Origin of the sequence: Streptomyces sp. NPDC126497, assembly GCF_040302425.1 — a bacterium.
In the GTDB taxonomy this organism is placed as follows: Bacteria; Actinomycetota; Actinomycetes; order Streptomycetales; family Streptomycetaceae; genus Streptomyces.
Genome location: NZ_JBEORT010000112.1, coordinates 8,177 through 24,322, shown reverse-complemented (window position 1 = coordinate 24,322; position 16,146 = coordinate 8,177). Strand labels below are relative to the sequence as shown.

At 72.1% G+C, this 16,146-nt stretch carries 16 protein-coding genes and 2 pseudogenes; 9 read left to right on the top strand and 9 right to left on the bottom strand.

Annotated elements, in window-relative coordinates; genetic code table 11:
* Positions 1 to 48: 48 nt before the first annotated feature.
* The 3 genes and pseudogenes from ABTY20_RS30635 to ABTY20_RS30625 all read left to right on the top strand — a co-directional run.
* Positions 49 to 1,455: pseudogene (locus tag ABTY20_RS30635) on the top strand (S1C family serine protease); the annotation flags it as partial.
* A gap of 126 nt (positions 1,456 to 1,581) precedes the next feature.
* Complete coding sequence (locus tag ABTY20_RS30630) at positions 1,582 to 2,013, top strand: sec-independent translocase (protein ID WP_352000396.1); 432 nt, start codon at positions 1,582 to 1,584, stop codon at positions 2,011 to 2,013.
* Positions 2,014 to 2,237: 224 nt separating this feature from the next.
* Positions 2,238 to 2,912, top strand: coding sequence for a hypothetical protein (locus tag ABTY20_RS30625; protein WP_352000395.1), 675 nt, complete (start codon positions 2,238 to 2,240; stop codon positions 2,910 to 2,912).
* A 58-nt stretch (positions 2,913 to 2,970) separates the two neighbouring features.
* Here the strand turns inward: ABTY20_RS30625 and ABTY20_RS30620 are convergent, their stop codons facing one another.
* The 3 genes from ABTY20_RS30620 to ABTY20_RS30610 are packed head-to-tail and all read right to left on the bottom strand — an operon-like array spanning position 2,971 to position 6,029.
* A complete protein-coding gene (locus ABTY20_RS30620) occupies positions 2,971 to 4,104 on the bottom strand; it encodes an Mrp/NBP35 family ATP-binding protein (protein WP_352000394.1) in 1,134 nt (377 codons plus the stop codon).
* A gap of 43 nt (positions 4,105 to 4,147) precedes the next feature.
* On the bottom strand, positions 4,148 to 4,756 hold the full coding sequence (locus ABTY20_RS30615; protein ID WP_352000393.1) for a DUF1003 domain-containing protein: 609 nt from the start codon (positions 4,754 to 4,756) through the stop codon (positions 4,148 to 4,150).
* Positions 4,746 to 6,029: a magnesium transporter MgtE N-terminal domain-containing protein gene (locus ABTY20_RS30610; RefSeq protein WP_352000392.1), complete on the bottom strand. Its 1,284-nt coding sequence runs from the start codon at positions 6,027 to 6,029 to the stop codon at positions 4,746 to 4,748. Before ABTY20_RS30610 ends, ABTY20_RS30615 begins: the two co-directional genes overlap by 11 nt.
* A gap of 213 nt (positions 6,030 to 6,242) precedes the next feature.
* Here ABTY20_RS30610 and ABTY20_RS30605 point away from each other — a divergent pair, with 213 nt between their 5' ends.
* Entirely contained in the window at positions 6,243 to 6,983 is a 741-nt protein-coding gene (locus tag ABTY20_RS30605) for a hypothetical protein (RefSeq protein ID WP_352000391.1), read from the top strand.
* Here ABTY20_RS30605 and ABTY20_RS30600 read toward each other — a convergent pair.
* Both ABTY20_RS30600 and ABTY20_RS30595 read right to left on the bottom strand, forming a co-directional pair.
* The gene (locus ABTY20_RS30600; RefSeq protein ID WP_352000390.1) at positions 6,980 to 7,504 is read right to left on the bottom strand and encodes a hypothetical protein; all 525 of its coding nucleotides are present in this window, start codon (positions 7,502 to 7,504) and stop codon (positions 6,980 to 6,982) included. The two genes, ABTY20_RS30605 and ABTY20_RS30600, sit on opposite strands and share 4 nt — an antisense overlap.
* 32 nt (positions 7,505 to 7,536) lie before the next feature.
* Positions 7,537 to 8,658, bottom strand: a complete 1,122-nt coding sequence (locus tag ABTY20_RS30595) for a magnesium and cobalt transport protein CorA (RefSeq protein WP_352000389.1) — start codon at positions 8,656 to 8,658, stop codon at positions 7,537 to 7,539.
* Positions 8,659 to 9,155: 497 nt separating this feature from the next.
* On the opposite strand from ABTY20_RS30595, the gene ABTY20_RS30590 reads away from it, so the two are divergent.
* Complete coding sequence (locus ABTY20_RS30590; RefSeq protein WP_352000388.1) at positions 9,156 to 9,740, top strand: suppressor of fused domain protein; 585 nt, start codon at positions 9,156 to 9,158, stop codon at positions 9,738 to 9,740.
* A 30-nt stretch (positions 9,741 to 9,770) separates the two neighbouring features.
* Here the strand turns inward: ABTY20_RS30590 and ABTY20_RS30585 are convergent, their stop codons facing one another.
* Entirely contained in the window at positions 9,771 to 11,006 is a 1,236-nt protein-coding gene (locus ABTY20_RS30585) for an MFS transporter (RefSeq protein WP_352000387.1), read from the bottom strand.
* 166 nt (positions 11,007 to 11,172) lie between these two features.
* Between ABTY20_RS30585 and ABTY20_RS30580 the strand changes: the two genes are divergently transcribed.
* From ABTY20_RS30580 to ABTY20_RS30570, 3 genes are all read left to right on the top strand, one after another.
* On the top strand, positions 11,173 to 11,814 hold the full coding sequence (locus tag ABTY20_RS30580; protein ID WP_352000386.1) for a DUF6758 family protein: 642 nt from the start codon (positions 11,173 to 11,175) through the stop codon (positions 11,812 to 11,814).
* 117 nt (positions 11,815 to 11,931) lie between these two features.
* On the top strand, positions 11,932 to 12,789 hold the full coding sequence (locus ABTY20_RS30575; protein ID WP_352000385.1) for a PHP domain-containing protein: 858 nt from the start codon (positions 11,932 to 11,934) through the stop codon (positions 12,787 to 12,789).
* Positions 12,790 to 12,842: 53 nt separating this feature from the next.
* Complete coding sequence (locus ABTY20_RS30570; RefSeq protein WP_352000384.1) at positions 12,843 to 13,448, top strand: MarC family protein; 606 nt, start codon at positions 12,843 to 12,845, stop codon at positions 13,446 to 13,448.
* Between the two features lie 115 nt (positions 13,449 to 13,563).
* On the opposite strand, the gene ABTY20_RS30565 is transcribed toward ABTY20_RS30570, so the two are convergent.
* Complete coding sequence (locus tag ABTY20_RS30565; protein ID WP_106979586.1) at positions 13,564 to 13,716, bottom strand: DUF8834 family protein; 153 nt, start codon at positions 13,714 to 13,716, stop codon at positions 13,564 to 13,566.
* A gap of 228 nt (positions 13,717 to 13,944) precedes the next feature.
* Here ABTY20_RS30565 and ABTY20_RS30560 point away from each other — a divergent pair, with 228 nt between their 5' ends.
* The gene (locus ABTY20_RS30560; RefSeq protein ID WP_352000383.1) at positions 13,945 to 14,838 is read left to right on the top strand and encodes an NYN domain-containing protein; all 894 of its coding nucleotides are present in this window, start codon (positions 13,945 to 13,947) and stop codon (positions 14,836 to 14,838) included.
* Here ABTY20_RS30560 and ABTY20_RS30555 read toward each other — a convergent pair.
* Positions 14,835 to 15,725, bottom strand: coding sequence for an alpha/beta fold hydrolase (locus tag ABTY20_RS30555; RefSeq protein ID WP_352000382.1), 891 nt, complete (start codon positions 15,723 to 15,725; stop codon positions 14,835 to 14,837). The two genes, ABTY20_RS30560 and ABTY20_RS30555, sit on opposite strands and share 4 nt — an antisense overlap.
* Before the next feature lie 76 nt (positions 15,726 to 15,801).
* A pseudogene (locus ABTY20_RS30550) lies at positions 15,802 to 16,146 on the bottom strand (DEAD/DEAH box helicase); the annotation flags it as partial.

Genomic DNA, 16,146 nt, shown 5'->3' with positions numbered 1-16,146 from the left:
CGACCATGAACAGACTCGCTCCGGACTCCCGTGCCAGCCTGGTGAGTCCCTCGTGCACCTCGGCAGGCAACACGAAGCGCACCCTGCCACCTCGACGCCGTGCCGCGCCGCGTCCGGCACGGCGTTCCCGCGCAGCACGGCGCCCCCGTGCCTCCTCCGGGCCCGGACCCGGCCCTCCCCGGCGCCCCCGGGGCGCCGTCCGTCCCCGCGCAGGCGCACCCGGACCCCCAGGAACCGCCGGTCCGGGACACCCCGGCAGCCGATCCCTGGGGGCGTTACGACCCCTGGGCGGCGGCCGTCGCCGCACCGGCGCAGCGGACCGGGCGGGCGGTGGCCGACGGGAGGCGGCGGCGCGGCCGGGCGCTCGTCGGGGCCGCGCTGCTGCTCGCGCTCGTGTCCGGCGGCGTCGGCGGGATCGTCGGCGCGTACCTGGAGCGCAACGGCGGTGTGGGCACCGTCGAACTGCCGCAGGCCGGCGAGGAGACGGCGGAACGCGACCCCGGCACCGTCGCCGGGATCGCCGCACGGGCCCTGCCCAGCGTCGTCACCCTGCACGTCAGCGGCGCCGGCGAGGCCGGCACCGGCACCGGCTTCGTGCTCGACGGACGCGGCCACATCCTCACCAACGACCACGTCGTCGAACCCGCCGGGGACGACGGCGGGATCACCGTCACCTTCCACAGCGGCGACACCGCCGAAGCCACCGTGGTGGGCCGGGACAGCGGCTACGACCTCGCCGTCGTGAAGGTGAAGGGGGTCAGCGGGCTCACCCCCCTGCCCCTCGGCAACTCCGACAACGTGCGGGTCGGCGACCCCGTCGTCGCCATCGGCGCCCCCTTCGACCTGGCCGGCACCGTCACCTCCGGCATCATCAGCGCCAGGGAGCGGCCCATCACCGCCGGCGGTGAGAAGGGTGACGGCAGCGACGTGTCGTACGTCGACGCCCTGCAGACCGACGCGCCGATCAACCCCGGCAACTCCGGTGGCCCCCTGCTCGACGCCGGGGCGCGGGTGATCGGCATCAACTCGGCCATCCGCTCCGCCGACGGCGGCACCGACCCGGACGACGGCCGGTCCGGCTCCATAGGGCTCGGCTTCGCCATCCCCATCAACCAGGGCAAGCGCGTCGCCGAGGAGCTGATCAACACCGGGAAGGCGGCACACCCGGTGATCGGCATCACCCTCGACATGCAGTACGGCGGCGACGGCGCCCGGGTCGCGGCCAAGGGCGGCGACGGCGGGCCCCCGGTCAGCACCGGCGGTCCCGGCGCCCGGGCCGGGATCAAGGCCGGCGACGTCATCACGAAGGTCGACGGCCGGCGCGTCCACTCCGGTGAGGAACTCATCGTCAAGACCCGCGCCCACCGCCCCGGCGACCGCCTCGAGCTCACCCTGGAGCGGGACGGCGACGAGCGGACGGTCGTCCTGACGCTCGGTTCCTCGGAGGGCGACTGAGCCGGATGAGCTCCGGGACGGTACCGGTCGCACGGGGTGTCCGGGTACCGTGGACCCGGCCCGGACCACGGAAGACCGCAGGCCGCCCCGAGGGCCGAGGACCGAAGGCATCGCGAGGAGCTTCAGGTGTTCAATGACATAGGACCGTTCGAGCTGGTGACGCTCATCGTCCTCGCGGTGCTCGTCTTCGGTCCGGACAAGCTCCCCAAGGTCATCCAGGACGTGACGCGCACGATCCGGAAGATCCGGGAGTTCTCGGAGAACGCCAAGCAGGACATCCGGCAGGAGCTCGGCCCGGAGTTCAAGGACTTCGAGTTCGAGGACCTCAACCCCAAGACGTTCATCCGCAAGCAGCTGGACAACGACGACCTGGGGCTCAAGGAGATCCGTAACGGCTTCGACCTGAAGAAGGAGATGGCCGAGGTCACGGACGCCGTCCACGGCCGCGACACCGACCCCTCGCCGTCGCCCTCCTCCGGCAGCCGTGTGGACATGACCAAGAAGCCCGAGAGCCCGGCGGCCGACGACCGCCCGCCCTTCGACGCGGACGCCACCTGAGCCGGACGTGCGGGGGCGCGCACTCCCGCCCGCGTGACGCGTTTCATACTCCACCCGGGCCGCACACGGCCTGATCAGGACGTCCGCACGGCCCATGCGCCGGGCGATGTCCCAGCCCGTGGCGTCAAGGTGGCTATGCTGCCGAGTTGTTGTGCGGAGCGGACGAGTACGCCCGAAGGGGGGCGGGCCGCCCGGTCCGACGAGAGCGAGGAGGCGTCCGGGCAATGGAGACGACGAGTCGGGCGGTCGCGCAGGCGCCGGCCGCGGAGGACGGACAACACGTCCCCTCCGTCCGGCGTACGGCTGACGGCTACCTGCGTGCGCCCTTCCCCTGGTACGGCCTCGACGAGGCCTTCACGGGGCCGCGCTGGCTGATGCAGGTCGGTCTGGCGGCCGACGGGGCCGTCGAGCACGGATCGGTCGGACACGGCGACGAGCCCTCGGTGCGCAGCGAGTACACGGCCGGGGCGGACCAGGAGTCCAAGGAGAAGTTCGCGGTCGTGGTGACGGTGGCCGCCAACCCGGTGCGCCGCAGTGCCGACGGCACCGGTCTGCTGGAGGCCACCTCGGTCTCCTCCGCCGCCTGGCTCGCCGGAGTGGGGCTGCTGTCCTTCACCTGGCCCGGCCAGATGGACCACTCCCTGCGCGACGACTGGCTGGAGCAGCAGACGGAGACGGCCTGGGTCCTCGCGGACGATCTGGAGGGCGCGGACTGGTCGACGCTGTCCCTGCCCGTGGACGGGGTGCCGACGCCGTTCCACTACCGGGAGTCCGAGTTCGGCTGGGTGCTCGCGGGCTCCACGCGGGCGGGCGTGCACGTGGGCGCGTACGGCAGGGGCATGAGCGCGTACGGCCTCGGCTTCGCCGCGGTGAAGGACATCGCCTCGTACGAGGGCTGAGCCGGGTGCGCGGAAGGGCGCCGTCCGCACCGGACGGCGCCCTTCCGCGCGGGAACCCTCAGAACTTGTTGCGCGGGGTGATCCCCAGGGACATGCCCGACAGGCCCCGCTGCCGCCCGCCGAGCTTGCCGGCGATCGAGCGGAGCGCCGATCCCGCCGGGGAGTCCGGGTCGGACAGGACCACGGGCTTGCCCTCGTCGCCGCCCTCGCGCAGCCGGACGTCGATCGGGATGGCGCCGAGCACCGGCACGGTGGCGCCGGTGGTCCGGGTCAGGCCGTCGGCGACCGTCTGGCCACCGCCCGTGCCGAAGACGTCGACCATCTCGCCGCAGTGCGGGCAGGGCAGCCCCGACATGTTCTCGACCACGCCGACGATCTTCTGGTGCGTCTGCACGGCGATGGAGCCCGCCCGCTCGGCCACCTCGGCCGCCGCCTGCTGGGGCGTGGTGACGACGAGGATCTCCGCGTTCGGCACCAGCTGGGCCACGGAGATCGCGATGTCACCGGTGCCCGGGGGCAGGTCGAGCAGCAGCACGTCCAGGTCGCCCCAGTACACGTCCGCGAGGAACTGCTGGAGCGCGCGGTGCAGCATCGGGCCGCGCCAGACCACCGGCGCGTTGCCCGGGGTGAACATGCCGATGGAGATGACCTTCACGCCGTGCGCCGACGGCGGCATGATCATGTTCTCGACCTGGGTGGGACGCCCGTCGGCGCCCAGCATGCGCGGCACCGAGTGGCCGTAGATGTCGGCGTCCACGACGCCGACCTTCAGGCCGTCGGCCGCCATCGCCGCCGCCAGGTTCACCGTCACCGACGACTTGCCGACGCCGCCCTTGCCGGACGCCACCGCGTAGACCCGGGTCAGGCTGCCCGGCTTGGCGAAGGGCACCTCGCGCTCGGTCTGGCCGCCGCGCAGCGCGGCCGCCAGTTCCTTGCGCTGCTCGTCGCTCATCACGTCCAGCGTCACGTCGACCCGGGTGACGCCCTCGACCCGGGAGACCGCGTCCGTCACGCGCTGCGTGATCGTGTCCCGCATGGGGCAGCCGGAGACCGTCAGGTACACGGTGACCGCGACCGCCCCGTCCGCGCCGATCTCCACCGATTTGACCATCCCGAGTTCGGTGATGGGCCGGTTGATCTCGGGGTCGTTCACCGTCGCCAGTGCCTCGCGCACCGCGTCTTCCGTAGCCATGAGAACGATGGTACGGCTCCCGGTACACCCGCCGGTAAGGGCTTCAGCGGTCGTCTGCGTCACGTTCCGGCGGGCGTTCCGCCCGCATCGACGGGAATGCTCCCGGGTGGTCCTTGTGCCCGTTCTGCCGCCCCTCCAGCTCCTTGACCATGTCCTGGAGCTCCGAGCGGATCCAGTCCCGGGTGGCCACCTCACCGAGCCCGATCCGCAGGGCGGCGATCTCCCGGGTGAGGTACTCGGTGTCCGCGATCGACCGCTCGTTCTGCTTGCGGTCCTGCTCCAGATTGACCCGGTCCCGGTCGTCCTGCCTGTTCTGCGCGAGCAGGATCAGCGGGGCGGCGTAGGAGGCCTGCAGGGAGAGCATCAGGGTCAGGAAGATGAACGGGTACTCGTCGAAGCGCAGCTCCTTCGGCGCGGACACGTTCCACACCACCCACAGGATGATGACGACCGTCATCCAGACGATGAAACGTCCGGTGCCCAGGAACCGCGCGATGCGCTCCGAGAGCCGCCCGAAGGCCTCCGGGTCCCACTCGGGCAGGATGCGGCGCCGGGGAGGGCGCGGCTGGTCCAGACGGGGCGTGCGCGCCCGTCCGGCGGCCGTGGCGCCCGTCGGTACGCGCTCGCGCGCGCCGTCGCGCTCAGGAGTCATCGGCCACCACCCCTTCGTCGAGGTGGAACTCGGTCTCCCGCCAGTCGTCGGGCAGCATGTGGTCCAGTACGTCGTCCACCGTCACCGCGCCCAGCAGCGACCCCGCCTCGTCGACCACGGGCGCCGCCACCATGTCGTACGTGGCGAAGAACCCGGCGACCACGGGCAGCGCCGCGTCCGGTTCCAGGGGCTGCAGGTCGTCGTCCAGGATCGAGCCGACCAGCGTGTACGGGGGATCGCGCAGCAGGCGCTGGAAGTGGACCGTGCCCAGGTACTTGCCGGTGGGCGTCTCCTCCGGCGGGCGGCAGACGTAGACCTGCGCGGCGTGCGCGGGGGAGAGGTCCGGCTCGCGGATCCGGGCCAGGGCGTCCGCGACGGTCGCGTCGGGCCGCAGCACGATCGGCTCGGTCGTCATCAGACCGCCCGCCGTGTGCTCCTCGTACGACATCAGGCGCCGCATGTCGGCCGCGTCGGCGGGCTGCATCAGGCTCAGCAGCCGCTCCTTGTCCGCCTCGGGCAGCTCGCCCAGCAGGTCGGCCGCGTCGTCGGGGTCCATGGCCTCCAGGACGTCGGCGGCGCGCTCCTCCTTCAGCTTGCCGAGGATCTCGATCTGGTCGTCCTCGGGCAGCTCCTCCAGGACGTCCGCGAGCCGGTCGTCGTCGAGGGCGGCGGCCACTTCCGCGCGCCGCTTGGGGGAGAGGTGGTGCAGGACGTTGGCCAGGTCGGCGGGGCGCAGCTGCTCGAAGGTGGCGAGCAGGTTCTCGGCGCCCTGCCCCTGTTCCTCCAGGGAGAACCCGGTGACCGCGGACCACTCGACGGTCAGTGTCTCGCCCTTGCCGCGCCGGAACGCGCCGCCCTTCCTCCCCTTGCGCACGAAGACCCGGTCGATCTCCCACTCGCGCCGGGCCGCGAACTGATGCACCGACAGGTCGAGGACGGTGACCTCCTCACCGCTCTCCACGAGCGTCACCCGCCGGTCGAGCAGCTCACCGAAGACCAGCCGCTCGGTGGGCCGCTGCTCGAAGCGCCGCACGTTGAGCACCCCGGTGGTGATGACCTGGCCGGACTGCACGGCGGTCACCCGGGTCATGGGCAGGAAGATGCGGCGGCGGGTGGAGAGTTCGACCACCAGGCCGAGCAGGCGCGGCGGACGCCGGCCAGGCCGCAGGATGACGACCAGGTCGCGCACGCGTCCCACCTGGTCGCCGGCCGGATCGAAGACGGCGACACCGGAGAGGTGCGAGACGAAGAACCGGGGGGCGCCCCCTGCCATGGCCGCCGCTCCTTTCCGTGCGGGTGTTCTCGTCGCGGGTCCTGCCTGCTGCGATTGTTCTCGAATTGCCCGCTCGGGTGGGCTTCAGGCTAGCCCGTACCGATCGGCCGTGCGTCGGCGGCCGGTCCGTCCGGACCGGCTCCGCCCGGTCCACCTGGCCCCGGTACCCTGCGGTACGCCGTTCAGGTCCCCCGTCAGAGAGGCAGCCCACCTGTGATTCCGATCTCCCAGGGCCGTTCCCGCAGGGCCACGCTGGCGGGCGCCGTGTGCGCGCTGCTCGTGACGGGGACGGCGCTCACGGGATGCTCCGAGGATCCGGACGAGGGCACCAACGGTGTCGGCAGACTGCCCGCCGACCAGATCCGGGGCAGGGCCCAGAAGGCCGCCGAGTCGGTCGGCACGGTACGGCTGCACGGCACCGTGGTCACCAGCGGACGCACGTACACGCTGGACATGCGGCTGAAGGAGCAGGGCGGCATCGGCTCGGTCACCACCAAGGGGGAGACGTTCCGCCTGCTGCGGATCGACGACGAGCTGTACCTGAAGGCCGGTGCGGGGTTCTGGGGTCACGAGGACGGCGGGACGGACGCGGCGGCGGCCGGCAAGCTCGCCGAGAAGTATGTGAAGGTGCCGCAGGGCGATCCGTCATACAAGAAGTTCATCGGTTTCACGGACAAGAACGTGCTCCTCGGCGGTCTGCTGACCCTGCACGGCGAGCTGGCCAAGGACGGCCGCCACGAGCAGTCGGGCGTCCGCACCATCCGCGTCACCGGCGACCAGGGCTCCGGCGGCACCCTGGACGTCTCGCTCGAGGGAAAGCCGTACCCGGTGCGCCTGGTGCGGGCCGGGAAGGCGGGCACCCTCACCTTCTCGTCGTGGGGCGCCGACTTCGAGCTGGAGGAACCGGCCGAGGACGAGACCCTCGACTACGGCAAGCAGCTCCCGACGTCCTAGGCCCGCCGCTGCCGCTGCCTCTTCTTCTTGAGCAGCAGCCGGGGCAGCGCCGCCGGGACGGGACGACGGGTCGTCACCGGCGTCGGCAGCGGGGCCTCGGCCAGGGAGCCGTCGGGGAGCGGGGCCGTCGCGCCGGTCGGCTCCAGGCGCAGCACCCGGCACTCGCGGGCCCACCGTCCGGTCATCGCCTCGCCGTCGGGCGCGTTGAGCCGCTTGCCCTTGAGCTCGGCGACCGCCGCCGTCCACTCCTCGGAGCCGGACGGCAGCTCGACGACCGTCGCCGTCCAGGAGACCAGCCGGCCGCCCTTGTCCTTGCTGCGGACCGTCACCTCGGCGGACACGCCGTCGGTCAGCCCCGGCAGCGGCTGCTCCCCGGGCCCGTCGCCGACCACGCACGCGGCGCCCTCGTGCCACACGTGCCACAGCGCGCGGGCCGCGGCGCCGGGCGCCTCGACCCAGACGAGGCCGGACTTCTTCGTGGCCTCCTCGATGAGGGCCCGCTCGAGCAGCTCGCTTGTCATGGGCCCAGCCTATCCAGGCGCTCCCGGGGTGCTCAGAGCCAGCCGTTGCGCTTCAGCGACCGGTGGATGCCCAGGCAGATGGCGACCGTGACACCGAGGATCACCGGATAGCCGTACTTCCAGTGGGTCTCCGGCATGTAGTCGAAGTTCATCCCGTACACCCCGCACACCATGGTCGGCACGGCGATGATCGCGGCCCACGAGGTGATCTTGCGCATGTCCTCGTTCTGCGCCACGGACGCCTGGGCGAGGTTGGCCTGAAGGATGGAGTTCAGCAGTTCGTCGAAGCCGACGACCTGTTCCTGGACCCGGGCCAGGTGGTCGGCCACGTCCCGGAAGTACTTCTGGATGTCCGGGTCGATCAGCCGCATCGGCCGCTCGCTCAGCAGCTGCATCGGCCGCAGCAGCGGGGACACGGCCCGCTTGAACTCCAGGACCTCACGCTTGAGCTGGTAGATCCGCCCGGCGTCGGTGCCGCGCGGGGTGCCCTTGCGCCCCGGCGAGAAGACCTCCGTCTCGACCTCGTCGATGTCGTCCTGTACCGCGTCGGCCACCGCGATGTAGCCGTCCACCACGTGGTCGGCGATGGCGTGCAGCACGGCCGAGGGGCCCTTGGCCAGCAGCTCGGGGTCGTCCTGCAGGCGGTGCCTGAGGGCCCGCAGGGAGCCCTGCCCGCCGTGCCGGACGGTGATGAAGAAGTCCCGGCCGGTGAAGCACATCACCTCACCGGTCTCGACGACCTCGCTGTTGGCGGAGAGCTCGTCGTGGTCGAGGTAGTGGACGGTCTTGAAGACCGTGAACAGCGAGTCGTCGTAGCGCTCCAGCTTGGGCCGCTGGTGCGCCTGGACGGCGTCCTCCACGGCCAGCGGGTGCAGCCCGAACTCCCGGGCGATCCCGGCGAATTCGGCCTCGTTCGGCTCGTGCAGGCCGATCCACACGAAGCCTCCGTCGCGGCGCACCAGCCGCATCGCCTCGTGCGGGGTGAGCGATCCGTCCCCGGTCTCCAGGCGGCGGCCGTCGCGGTAGACGGCGCAGTCGACGACGGCGGTGGTCGTCGCGGGGTCACGGGTGGCGTCGTACGGGCCGCTCTCCTTGCGCAGCGAGATGCGGGAGGAGGGGCGGACCACGGCGCGCAGGTCGCGGATCATCGACATGGCGGGCTCCTTCGCGACAGGCAACGAAAGGCGCCGGAACGACGGGTGGAACAACCCGGAATGAGGACGTCCTGGACTGCGGATGTTTGGCACGTCCACAAAGCGGGGAGCACCGCACCGTCGCGGTGGCGAGCTTCGTCGCTGATACAGCTACGGGGGCAGATCAGACGGAACGAAACGAAGTGCTCTTCCGATGAAGACGCGCGGACGAAAGGCGGGAGCCAGACAGGAGCAGCTGCATCAGAGGGCGGAAGAGCGGGTGCTACTGCACGGTCGACTTCGGTCCATGCCAGCCCCACCTCCTCCGGCCGGTCCCTCGTGAGGGACGATCCACAATCCCCTCACGGGGATTCCCCGAGAGACGGGGAGTGCCACAGGCGTCGGGACTCGATCGCGACGCTTCTGCGTGCTGTCCCGAACGACCGGTCAAGCGTATCAGCCGACTGCCGTGTCAAGGCTCTGCTTTGCCCGGTACTGACGAGTTCTATGCTCGCCGCATGGCTGATGTTCTTCCTCTGGTCGAGGCCCGGCTGCGCACGGCGCTGGGCGAACCGGACGCCCGCGCGGCGGTCACCTTCCTGGGCACGGACCGCATCGAGGTGCTGCGCTTCCACGAGGGCGACATCGTGCGCTACGCCACCCTCGGCATGTCCGCCCAGCCCATGACCGACCCCACGGCGGTGGTCGCGGACCCGGTCAAGGGTCCACGGGTCGAGCTGGTGCTGTCCGTGCGCGGCGGGCTCGCCGACACCGACAAGGTGCTCCGCCCGCTCGCCGTGCTGGCCGCCTCCCCGCAGGTCGAGGGGGTCGTCGTGGCCCCCGGCGCCTCGCTCGACGTGGGTGAACCGCTGTGGCCCGGCGCGCCGTTCACCTCCGTGCTGGTCGCCGAGCCGGGCGGTCTGGTGGAGGACCTGGAGCTCGACGGCCCCCTGGACCCCGTGCGGTTCCTGCCCCTGCTGCCGATGACGCCGAACGAGGCCGCCTGGAAGCGGGTGCACGGCGCCCAGGCCCTCCAGGAACGCTGGCTGGACCAGGGCACGGACCTGCGGGATCCGTCCCGCAGGTCCGTGCCGCTGGAGTGAGGGAGAGCGCCGACGCCCGTGGTCCGGCGCTCAGTTGGCGAAGGCGGTGACCCCGTCCTCGGCGGCGCGGCGCGGCCGCGGTTCCCCGGCCTCGTGGGCCAGGGCCCTGCGCCGTACGACGACCACCAGCGCGCCCAGCACCGCCGTGGCCGCCGCGACCGCGAACGGGACGTGGACGTCGGTCCACTCCTCGATCTTCGGCGCGAAGAAGGGCGCGGCGGCCGCCGCGAACCAGCGCACGAAGTTGTAGCCGGCGCTCGCCACCGGCCGGGGCGCATCTGACACCCCGAGCGCCAGCTCGGTGTAGACGGTGTTGTTCACGCCGATGAGGGCGCCGGACAGGACGGTGCAGACGACGGCCGTGGTGTGGTCGCCGTAGCCCAGGACCAGCACGTCCGCCGCCAGCAGCACCAGCGAACCGCCCAGCACCTTCGGCGAGCCGAACCGCCTCTGCAGCCGCGGCGCCACGATCACCGAGAAGACGGCGAGCAGCACGCCCCAGGCGAAGAACACCGCGCCCGACCGGTACGGGGACATGTCCAGCACGAACGGCGTGAAGGCCAGCACGGTGAAGAACGTGTAGTTGTAGAAGAACGCCGAGACCGCCACGGAGGCCAGTCCGCCGTGCCCGAGCGCCTTGAGCGGGTCGAGCAGCGAGGTCCTGCGGGCCGGCTTCGGCTGCTCCCTCAGGAACGCCGCGATGCACAGGAAGCCGACCGCCATCAGGACGGCCGTGCCGAAGAACGGGTAGCGCCAGCTCGCGTCGCCGAGCAGGGCGCCCAGCAGGGGCCCGCAGGCCATGCCGAGGCCGAGGGCGGACTCGTACAGCAGGATGGCCGCCGCGCTGCCCCCGGCCGCCGCGCCGACGATGACGGCGAGGGCCGTGGAGACGAACAGCGCGTTGCCGAGTCCCCAGCCCGCCCGGAAGCCGACCAGCTCGCCGACCGATCCCGAGGTGCCGGACAGCCCGGCGAAGACCACGACGAGCGCGAGCCCGAGCAGCAGGGTCTTCCGGCCGCCGATGCGGCTGGAGACGAACCCGGTCACCAGCATGGCGAGCGCGGTGATGAGGAAGTACGACGTGAAGAGCAGGGAGACCTGTCCGGCGGTGGCGTCGAGGCCCTCGGCGATGGAGGGCAGGATCGGGTCGACGAGCCCGATCCCCATGAAGGCGACGACGGAGGCGCCGGCCGTCGCCCACACGGACTTCGGCTGGCGGAGGATGCCGCCCGGTCCCGCGTCGAGGGGGTCGTGGGGGTCGTCCATGGGTGCTCCAATCCGGGACGTGGACCGCACGTGATGGTTGGCTTGTACACACGATAAATTAGCCAAGCTAATTAATGCAAGATGCATCTATTTTTCGACCCGCCGGTACCCCCGGACGGGTGATCGTCCTTGACGTGGCGCGGCGCGGGTAGGACCGTGGGGCCCTATGAGGGGCGAACCCAGTTGCCCGAAGTGTGGTGGCCGGGTCAGGGCTCCCGGCCTCTTCTCGGATGCCTGGCAGTGTGATGCGCACGGCACGGTGCATCCGCTGCAGCCCGTGATACCGCCGAGCGTCGAGGCCCTCGAAGTCGTCGTGCACCGCACGAAGGTGCCGGTGTGGATGCCGTGGCCGCTGCCGGTGGGCTGGCTGTTCACGGGCGTGGCCTCCGCGGGCGACGACCGCAGCGGGGGCCGGGCGACCGCCGTCGCGTGCACCGGACCCGGGCCGCTCGGCGGCATGGGCGAGCTGATCCTGGTCGCCGAGGAGCTCGGCGTGGGCCTCGGCGCGCGGTACGCGGGCGTCGACGGTCCCGACCCGGGGCCGTACCTGGACGTGGAGAAGCCGCCGCAGGCCAAGGTCCTGGCCGCCGGCCGCCCGACCCCGCTCTGGCACGTCTCCGGGGCGCCGGACGACCGCGCCGTCTTCGCGGGCGAGGCGCTCGGGATGTGGCTGTGGGCGGTGGTGTGGCCGGAGCAGTCCGGGCTGCTGATGTACGACGAACTGGTCCTCGCCGACCTGCGGGACGCCGGGGCCGAGGTGGAGCTGATGCCCTGCGGTGCGCTGTCGCCGCGCCTGCTGGAGGCGTAGGCGCCGGACAGCGCGCCGGTAGGGGGCGTACGGCGGTTTCGGGTGTGACAGGGGAGGGTGAAAATCCGGTTATCCTGGAGCGTCCCGTCCGCCCGTCACCGCTTGGAGTAACGCGTCGTGCGTATCGATCTGCACACCCACTCCACCGCGTCCGACGGTACGGACACGCCGGCCGAGCTGGTCCGCAAGGCGGCCGCCGCCGGTCTGGACGTCGTCGCCCTGACCGATCACGACACCACCCGCGGGCACGCCGAGGCGCTCGCCGCGCTGCCGGCGGGGCTCACCCTGGTCACCGGCGCCGAACTCTCCTGCCGGCTCGACGGCGTCAGCATGCACCTGTTGGCCTACCTCTTCGACCCCGAGGAGCCCGCGCTGCTCGCCGAGCGCGAGCTGGTCCGGGACGACCGGGTGCCACGGGCCAAGGGCATGATCGCCAAGCTGAACGCGCTGGGCGTGCCGGTCACCTGGGAGCAGGTCGCGCGGATCGCCGGCGACGGCTCGGTGGGCCGCCCGCACGTGGCCAGCGCGCTCGTCGAGCTGGGCGTCGTGCCCACCGTGAACGACGCCTTCACCCGGGAGTGGCTGGCCGACGGGGGCCGGGCCCACATGGCGAAGCACGAGACGGACCCCTTCGAGGCCCTGCGGCTGATCAAGGACGCGGGCGGCGTCGCCGTCTTCGCGCACCCCGCCGCGAGCAAGCGGGGCAGGACCGTGCCGGAGTCCGCGATCGCCGAACTGGCCGGGGCGGGCCTCGACGGCATCGAGGTCGACCACATGGACCACGACCCCGAGACCCGGGCGCGGCTTCGCGGCCTCGCCGAGGACCTGGGACTCCTGGCGACCGGCTCCAGCGACTACCACGGCAGCCGGAAGACCTGTGTCCTCGGCGAGTTCATGACGGACCCCGAGGTGTACGGCGAGATCACGCGACGCGCGACCGGGGCGTTCCCGGTGCCGGGAGCCGGCGGGGCCTGAGGTCCGCCCCTTCGCGCCACCCTTCTCTCCTCCGTACCTCCAGCAAGGCTGTCATGCTCGACGTCGCCGTCTTCGGCTCCCTCTTCCTGACCCTTTTCGTCATCATGGATCCCCCCGGGATCACCCCGATCTTCCTCGCCCTGACCGCCGGGCGGCCCGCCGCGGCGCAGAAGCGGATGGCCTTCCAGGCCGTCTGCGTGGCCGGTGGTGTGATCACCGTGTTCGGGCTGCTCGGCCACCAGATCCTCGACTACCTGCACGTGTCGGTGCCCGCGCTGATGATCGCGGGCGGCCTGCTGCTCCTGCTGATCGCGCTGGACCTGCTCACCGGCAAGACCGACGAGCCCCAGCAGACCAAGGACGTCAACGTCGCGCTGGTCCCGCTGGGCATGCCGCTGCTGGCGGGACCCGGTGCGATCGTGTCGGTCATCCTCGCCGTGCAGAAGGCCGACGGCGTCACCGGGCAGGTCTCGGTGTGGTCGGCGATCCTCGCCATCCACGTCGTGCTGTGGCTGGTGATGCGGTACTCGCTGCTGATCATCCGCGTCATCAAGGACGGCGGGGTGGTCCTGGTGACGCGCCTGGCCGGCATGATGCTCTCCGCGATCGCCGTGCAGCAGATCATCAACGGCGTCACCCAGGTGATCCGGGGCGGCTGATCCCGGAACCGGCACCGGACGCGCGGAGCCCCCGTACCGAGGACGGTACGGGGGCTCCGGGTCCGGGTGGACGCGGGGGCCGGGGCCGTGCGGCCGGTCCCCGGGGCGCTGCGCGTTATGAGGCCGGTGTGTCGGCCGGGCGGATCCACAGGCGCTGTCCGATGGCGGCGGCCTGCTGAACGATGCGGTTGACGGAGGCGGCGTCCACGACGGTGGTGTCCACGGGGGTGCCGTCGACGTCGTCGAGTCGCATGATTTCGAAGCGCAAGGGGCTTCTCCCTTCGTCTGGTCATCCTCCTGGAGGAGAACTGCTCGGTGGGGGTCCACGGGCCGACCGGGCCCGTGTTCCATGAAGGGTTCAACGGGATGCGTGATGCAAACATTCCCTACGCTAAGGAAATTTTTCGATCGACTAAATACTGACCGGTAAGGGTTTCGAAGGAGACCGACCGGGACCGGTTGTGTTCGTAGCGTGACCACCGGAACAATGGCGGTGATGAACGAAGACCTCGCGGCTCTGCACGGCCGTATCGACCGCACCAACGAGCTGCTCCAGCGCATGCTCGCCGAGGTGGCGAAGACGCCCTCGACGCACGCCATCTTCGTCGACGCGGGCTATCTCTACGCCGCCGCGGGACGGCTCGTGGCCGGGACGGAGGACCGCCGGGCCTTCGACCTCGACGCCGAGGGGCTCATCGACGCCCTCATCGACCGCGCCCGCACCATTTTCGCGGACAGCAGGCTGCTGCGGGTCTACTGGTACGACGGGGCCAGGCGCCGCATCCACACCGCCGAGCAGCAGTCCATCGCCGAACTCCCGGACGTCAAGGTCCGCCTCGGCAACCTCAACGCCAACAACCAGCAGAAGGGCGTCGACTCCCTGATCCGCAGCGACCTGGAGTCACTGGCCCGGCACCGCGCCATCAGCGACGCGGCCCTGCTCGGCGGCGACGAGGACCTGGTCTCGGCGGTCGAGGCGGCCCAGGGGTACGGCGCCCGGGTCCACCTCTGGGGCATCGAGGCGCCCGAGGGCCGCAACCAGGCCGAGCCGCTGCTCTGGGAGGTCGACAGCCAGCGCACGCTCGACCTGGACTTCTTCAAGCCCTACGTCTCCCGGCGCACGGCACCGGCGTACGAGGCCGCCACGGGCCGGCCCACCCGCGAGGACGTCCGGTTCGTGGGCGCGCAGATCGCCGCGAAGTGGCTGGTCGCACGGGGCCGGGACACGCTGGTGGAACTGCTTCCGGGCCACCCCTACCTGCCCGGGTCCGTCGACCAGGACCTGCTGGTGGAGGCGGAGGGCCTGTTGCAGTACTCCCTGCGCGGCCAGGCGGACCTGCGCCGCGCCCTGCGCGACGGCTTCTGGGACCACCTCCAGACGCAGTACTAGCGGTACCGGCCGCCGGCCCCGGGGCGCAGGGCGTCCCAGAAGTCGGCGAGGGCGCGGGCGGTGGGCCCGGGGCGGTCGACGGCGGGCGAGTGCTCGGCCCCGTCGACCACGGTGCGGTGGGCCTTCAGCCGCAGGGCCATCGCGTCGAGGTCCGGCACCGGCCAGGTGTCGTCACGCGCGCCCGACAGGACGTGGAACGGCAGCGGCACGGCGGCGAGTTCGGCGACCCGGTCCGGCTCCGCGCACAACTGCCTGCCCGTGGCCAGCAGCTGCGCGGGCTTGGTGCCCAGCCAACGGCGCCGCAGGTGCTCCGGACCGCCGGTGCCGCGCGCCGGTCCGCCCACTTCCTCCGGCGGGCCCATGGCCAGGATCGCCTCCCAGCACTCCGCCATCGACATCACGGCGAGCGCGTCCCGCAGCAGTTTCACGCGCTGCTCCTGGGAGGCGGAGATCCGCGCGGGACCGGAGGAGAGAAGCGTGAGCGAACGGAAGGGGGAGTGGTCCAGGAGGACGGCGGCACGGGCGATCTGGCCGCCGAGCGAATGTCCGACGAGGTGCACGGGCGCACCGATCGCATGTGCCTGCGCGAGCACGTCCCGTGCCAACTCGTCCTGCGTGTAGGCGGATTCGTCGTCGGCGGGCCCGTCCGACTCGTACTGGCCCCGCCCGTCCACGGCGACGGTGCGGTAGCCGCGCGCGGCGAGCGGCTCGTGCACCGGCGCGAAGTCCTCCTTGCTGCCGGTGTATCCGGGCAGCAGCAGCGCGACCCCCTTCGTCACGACTCCGGCGGCCGGCGGCACGTCCACGACGGCGAACTCCCCGCGCGGGGTACGGAGCCGGCGGGCACGGACGCCGGGGGGCGGGGCGGAGGGGGAGTGGCTGGTCACGGGGTGAGGGTAGCGGGTGCGGACACGCCGGCGGCCCGGCCCCACGGGTGTGGGACCGGGCCGCGGGTTCGTCGCGTCAGCCCTCCGCGGGCTCCGCGGCCGCCGCCGTCTTCCGGGTCCGGCGGGGCTTCGTCTCCGGCTCCGGCTCGGCCGCGGCCTGCGCCGGGATCTCGGCGGTCTTGCGGGTGCGGCGCCGGGGCTTGGCCTCGGCGTCCTCGGCGGTGTCGACGGCGGCTTCGGCCTTCTTGGCGGCCGTCTTGCGCGTCCGGCGCGGCTTGGCCTCCGCGGCCTCGGCCTCCGGAACCGCCTGCGCCGGGATCTCGACGGCGGCTTCGGCCTTCTTGGCCGCGGTCTTGCGGGTGCGGCGCGGCTTGGTTTCGGTGGCTTCGGCCGTCTCGGTGTTGCCTTCGGCGGTGTCGGC

Coding starts and splice junctions, on each gene's coding strand:
- ABTY20_RS30600 (WP_352000390.1), bottom strand. CDS start 7,504: ATGACAAGCGAGCTGCTCGAGCGGGCCCTCATCGAGGAGGCCACGAAG.
- ABTY20_RS30570 (WP_352000384.1), top strand. CDS start 12,843: ATGCTCGACGTCGCCGTCTTCGGCTCCCTCTTCCTGACCCTTTTCGTC.
- ABTY20_RS30580 (WP_352000386.1), top strand. CDS start 11,173: ATGAGGGGCGAACCCAGTTGCCCGAAGTGTGGTGGCCGGGTCAGGGCT.
- ABTY20_RS30560 (WP_352000383.1), top strand. CDS start 13,945: ATGAACGAAGACCTCGCGGCTCTGCACGGCCGTATCGACCGCACCAAC.
- ABTY20_RS30590 (WP_352000388.1), top strand. CDS start 9,156: ATGGCTGATGTTCTTCCTCTGGTCGAGGCCCGGCTGCGCACGGCGCTG.
- ABTY20_RS30620 (WP_352000394.1), bottom strand. CDS start 4,104: ATGGCTACGGAAGACGCGGTGCGCGAGGCACTGGCGACGGTGAACGAC.
- ABTY20_RS30625 (WP_352000395.1), top strand. CDS start 2,238: ATGGAGACGACGAGTCGGGCGGTCGCGCAGGCGCCGGCCGCGGAGGAC.
- ABTY20_RS30595 (WP_352000389.1), bottom strand. CDS start 8,658: ATGTCGATGATCCGCGACCTGCGCGCCGTGGTCCGCCCCTCCTCCCGC.
- ABTY20_RS30610 (WP_352000392.1), bottom strand. CDS start 6,029: ATGGCAGGGGGCGCCCCCCGGTTCTTCGTCTCGCACCTCTCCGGTGTC.
- ABTY20_RS30585 (WP_352000387.1), bottom strand. CDS start 11,006: ATGGACGACCCCCACGACCCCCTCGACGCGGGACCGGGCGGCATCCTC.
- ABTY20_RS30615 (WP_352000393.1), bottom strand. CDS start 4,756: ATGACTCCTGAGCGCGACGGCGCGCGCGAGCGCGTACCGACGGGCGCC.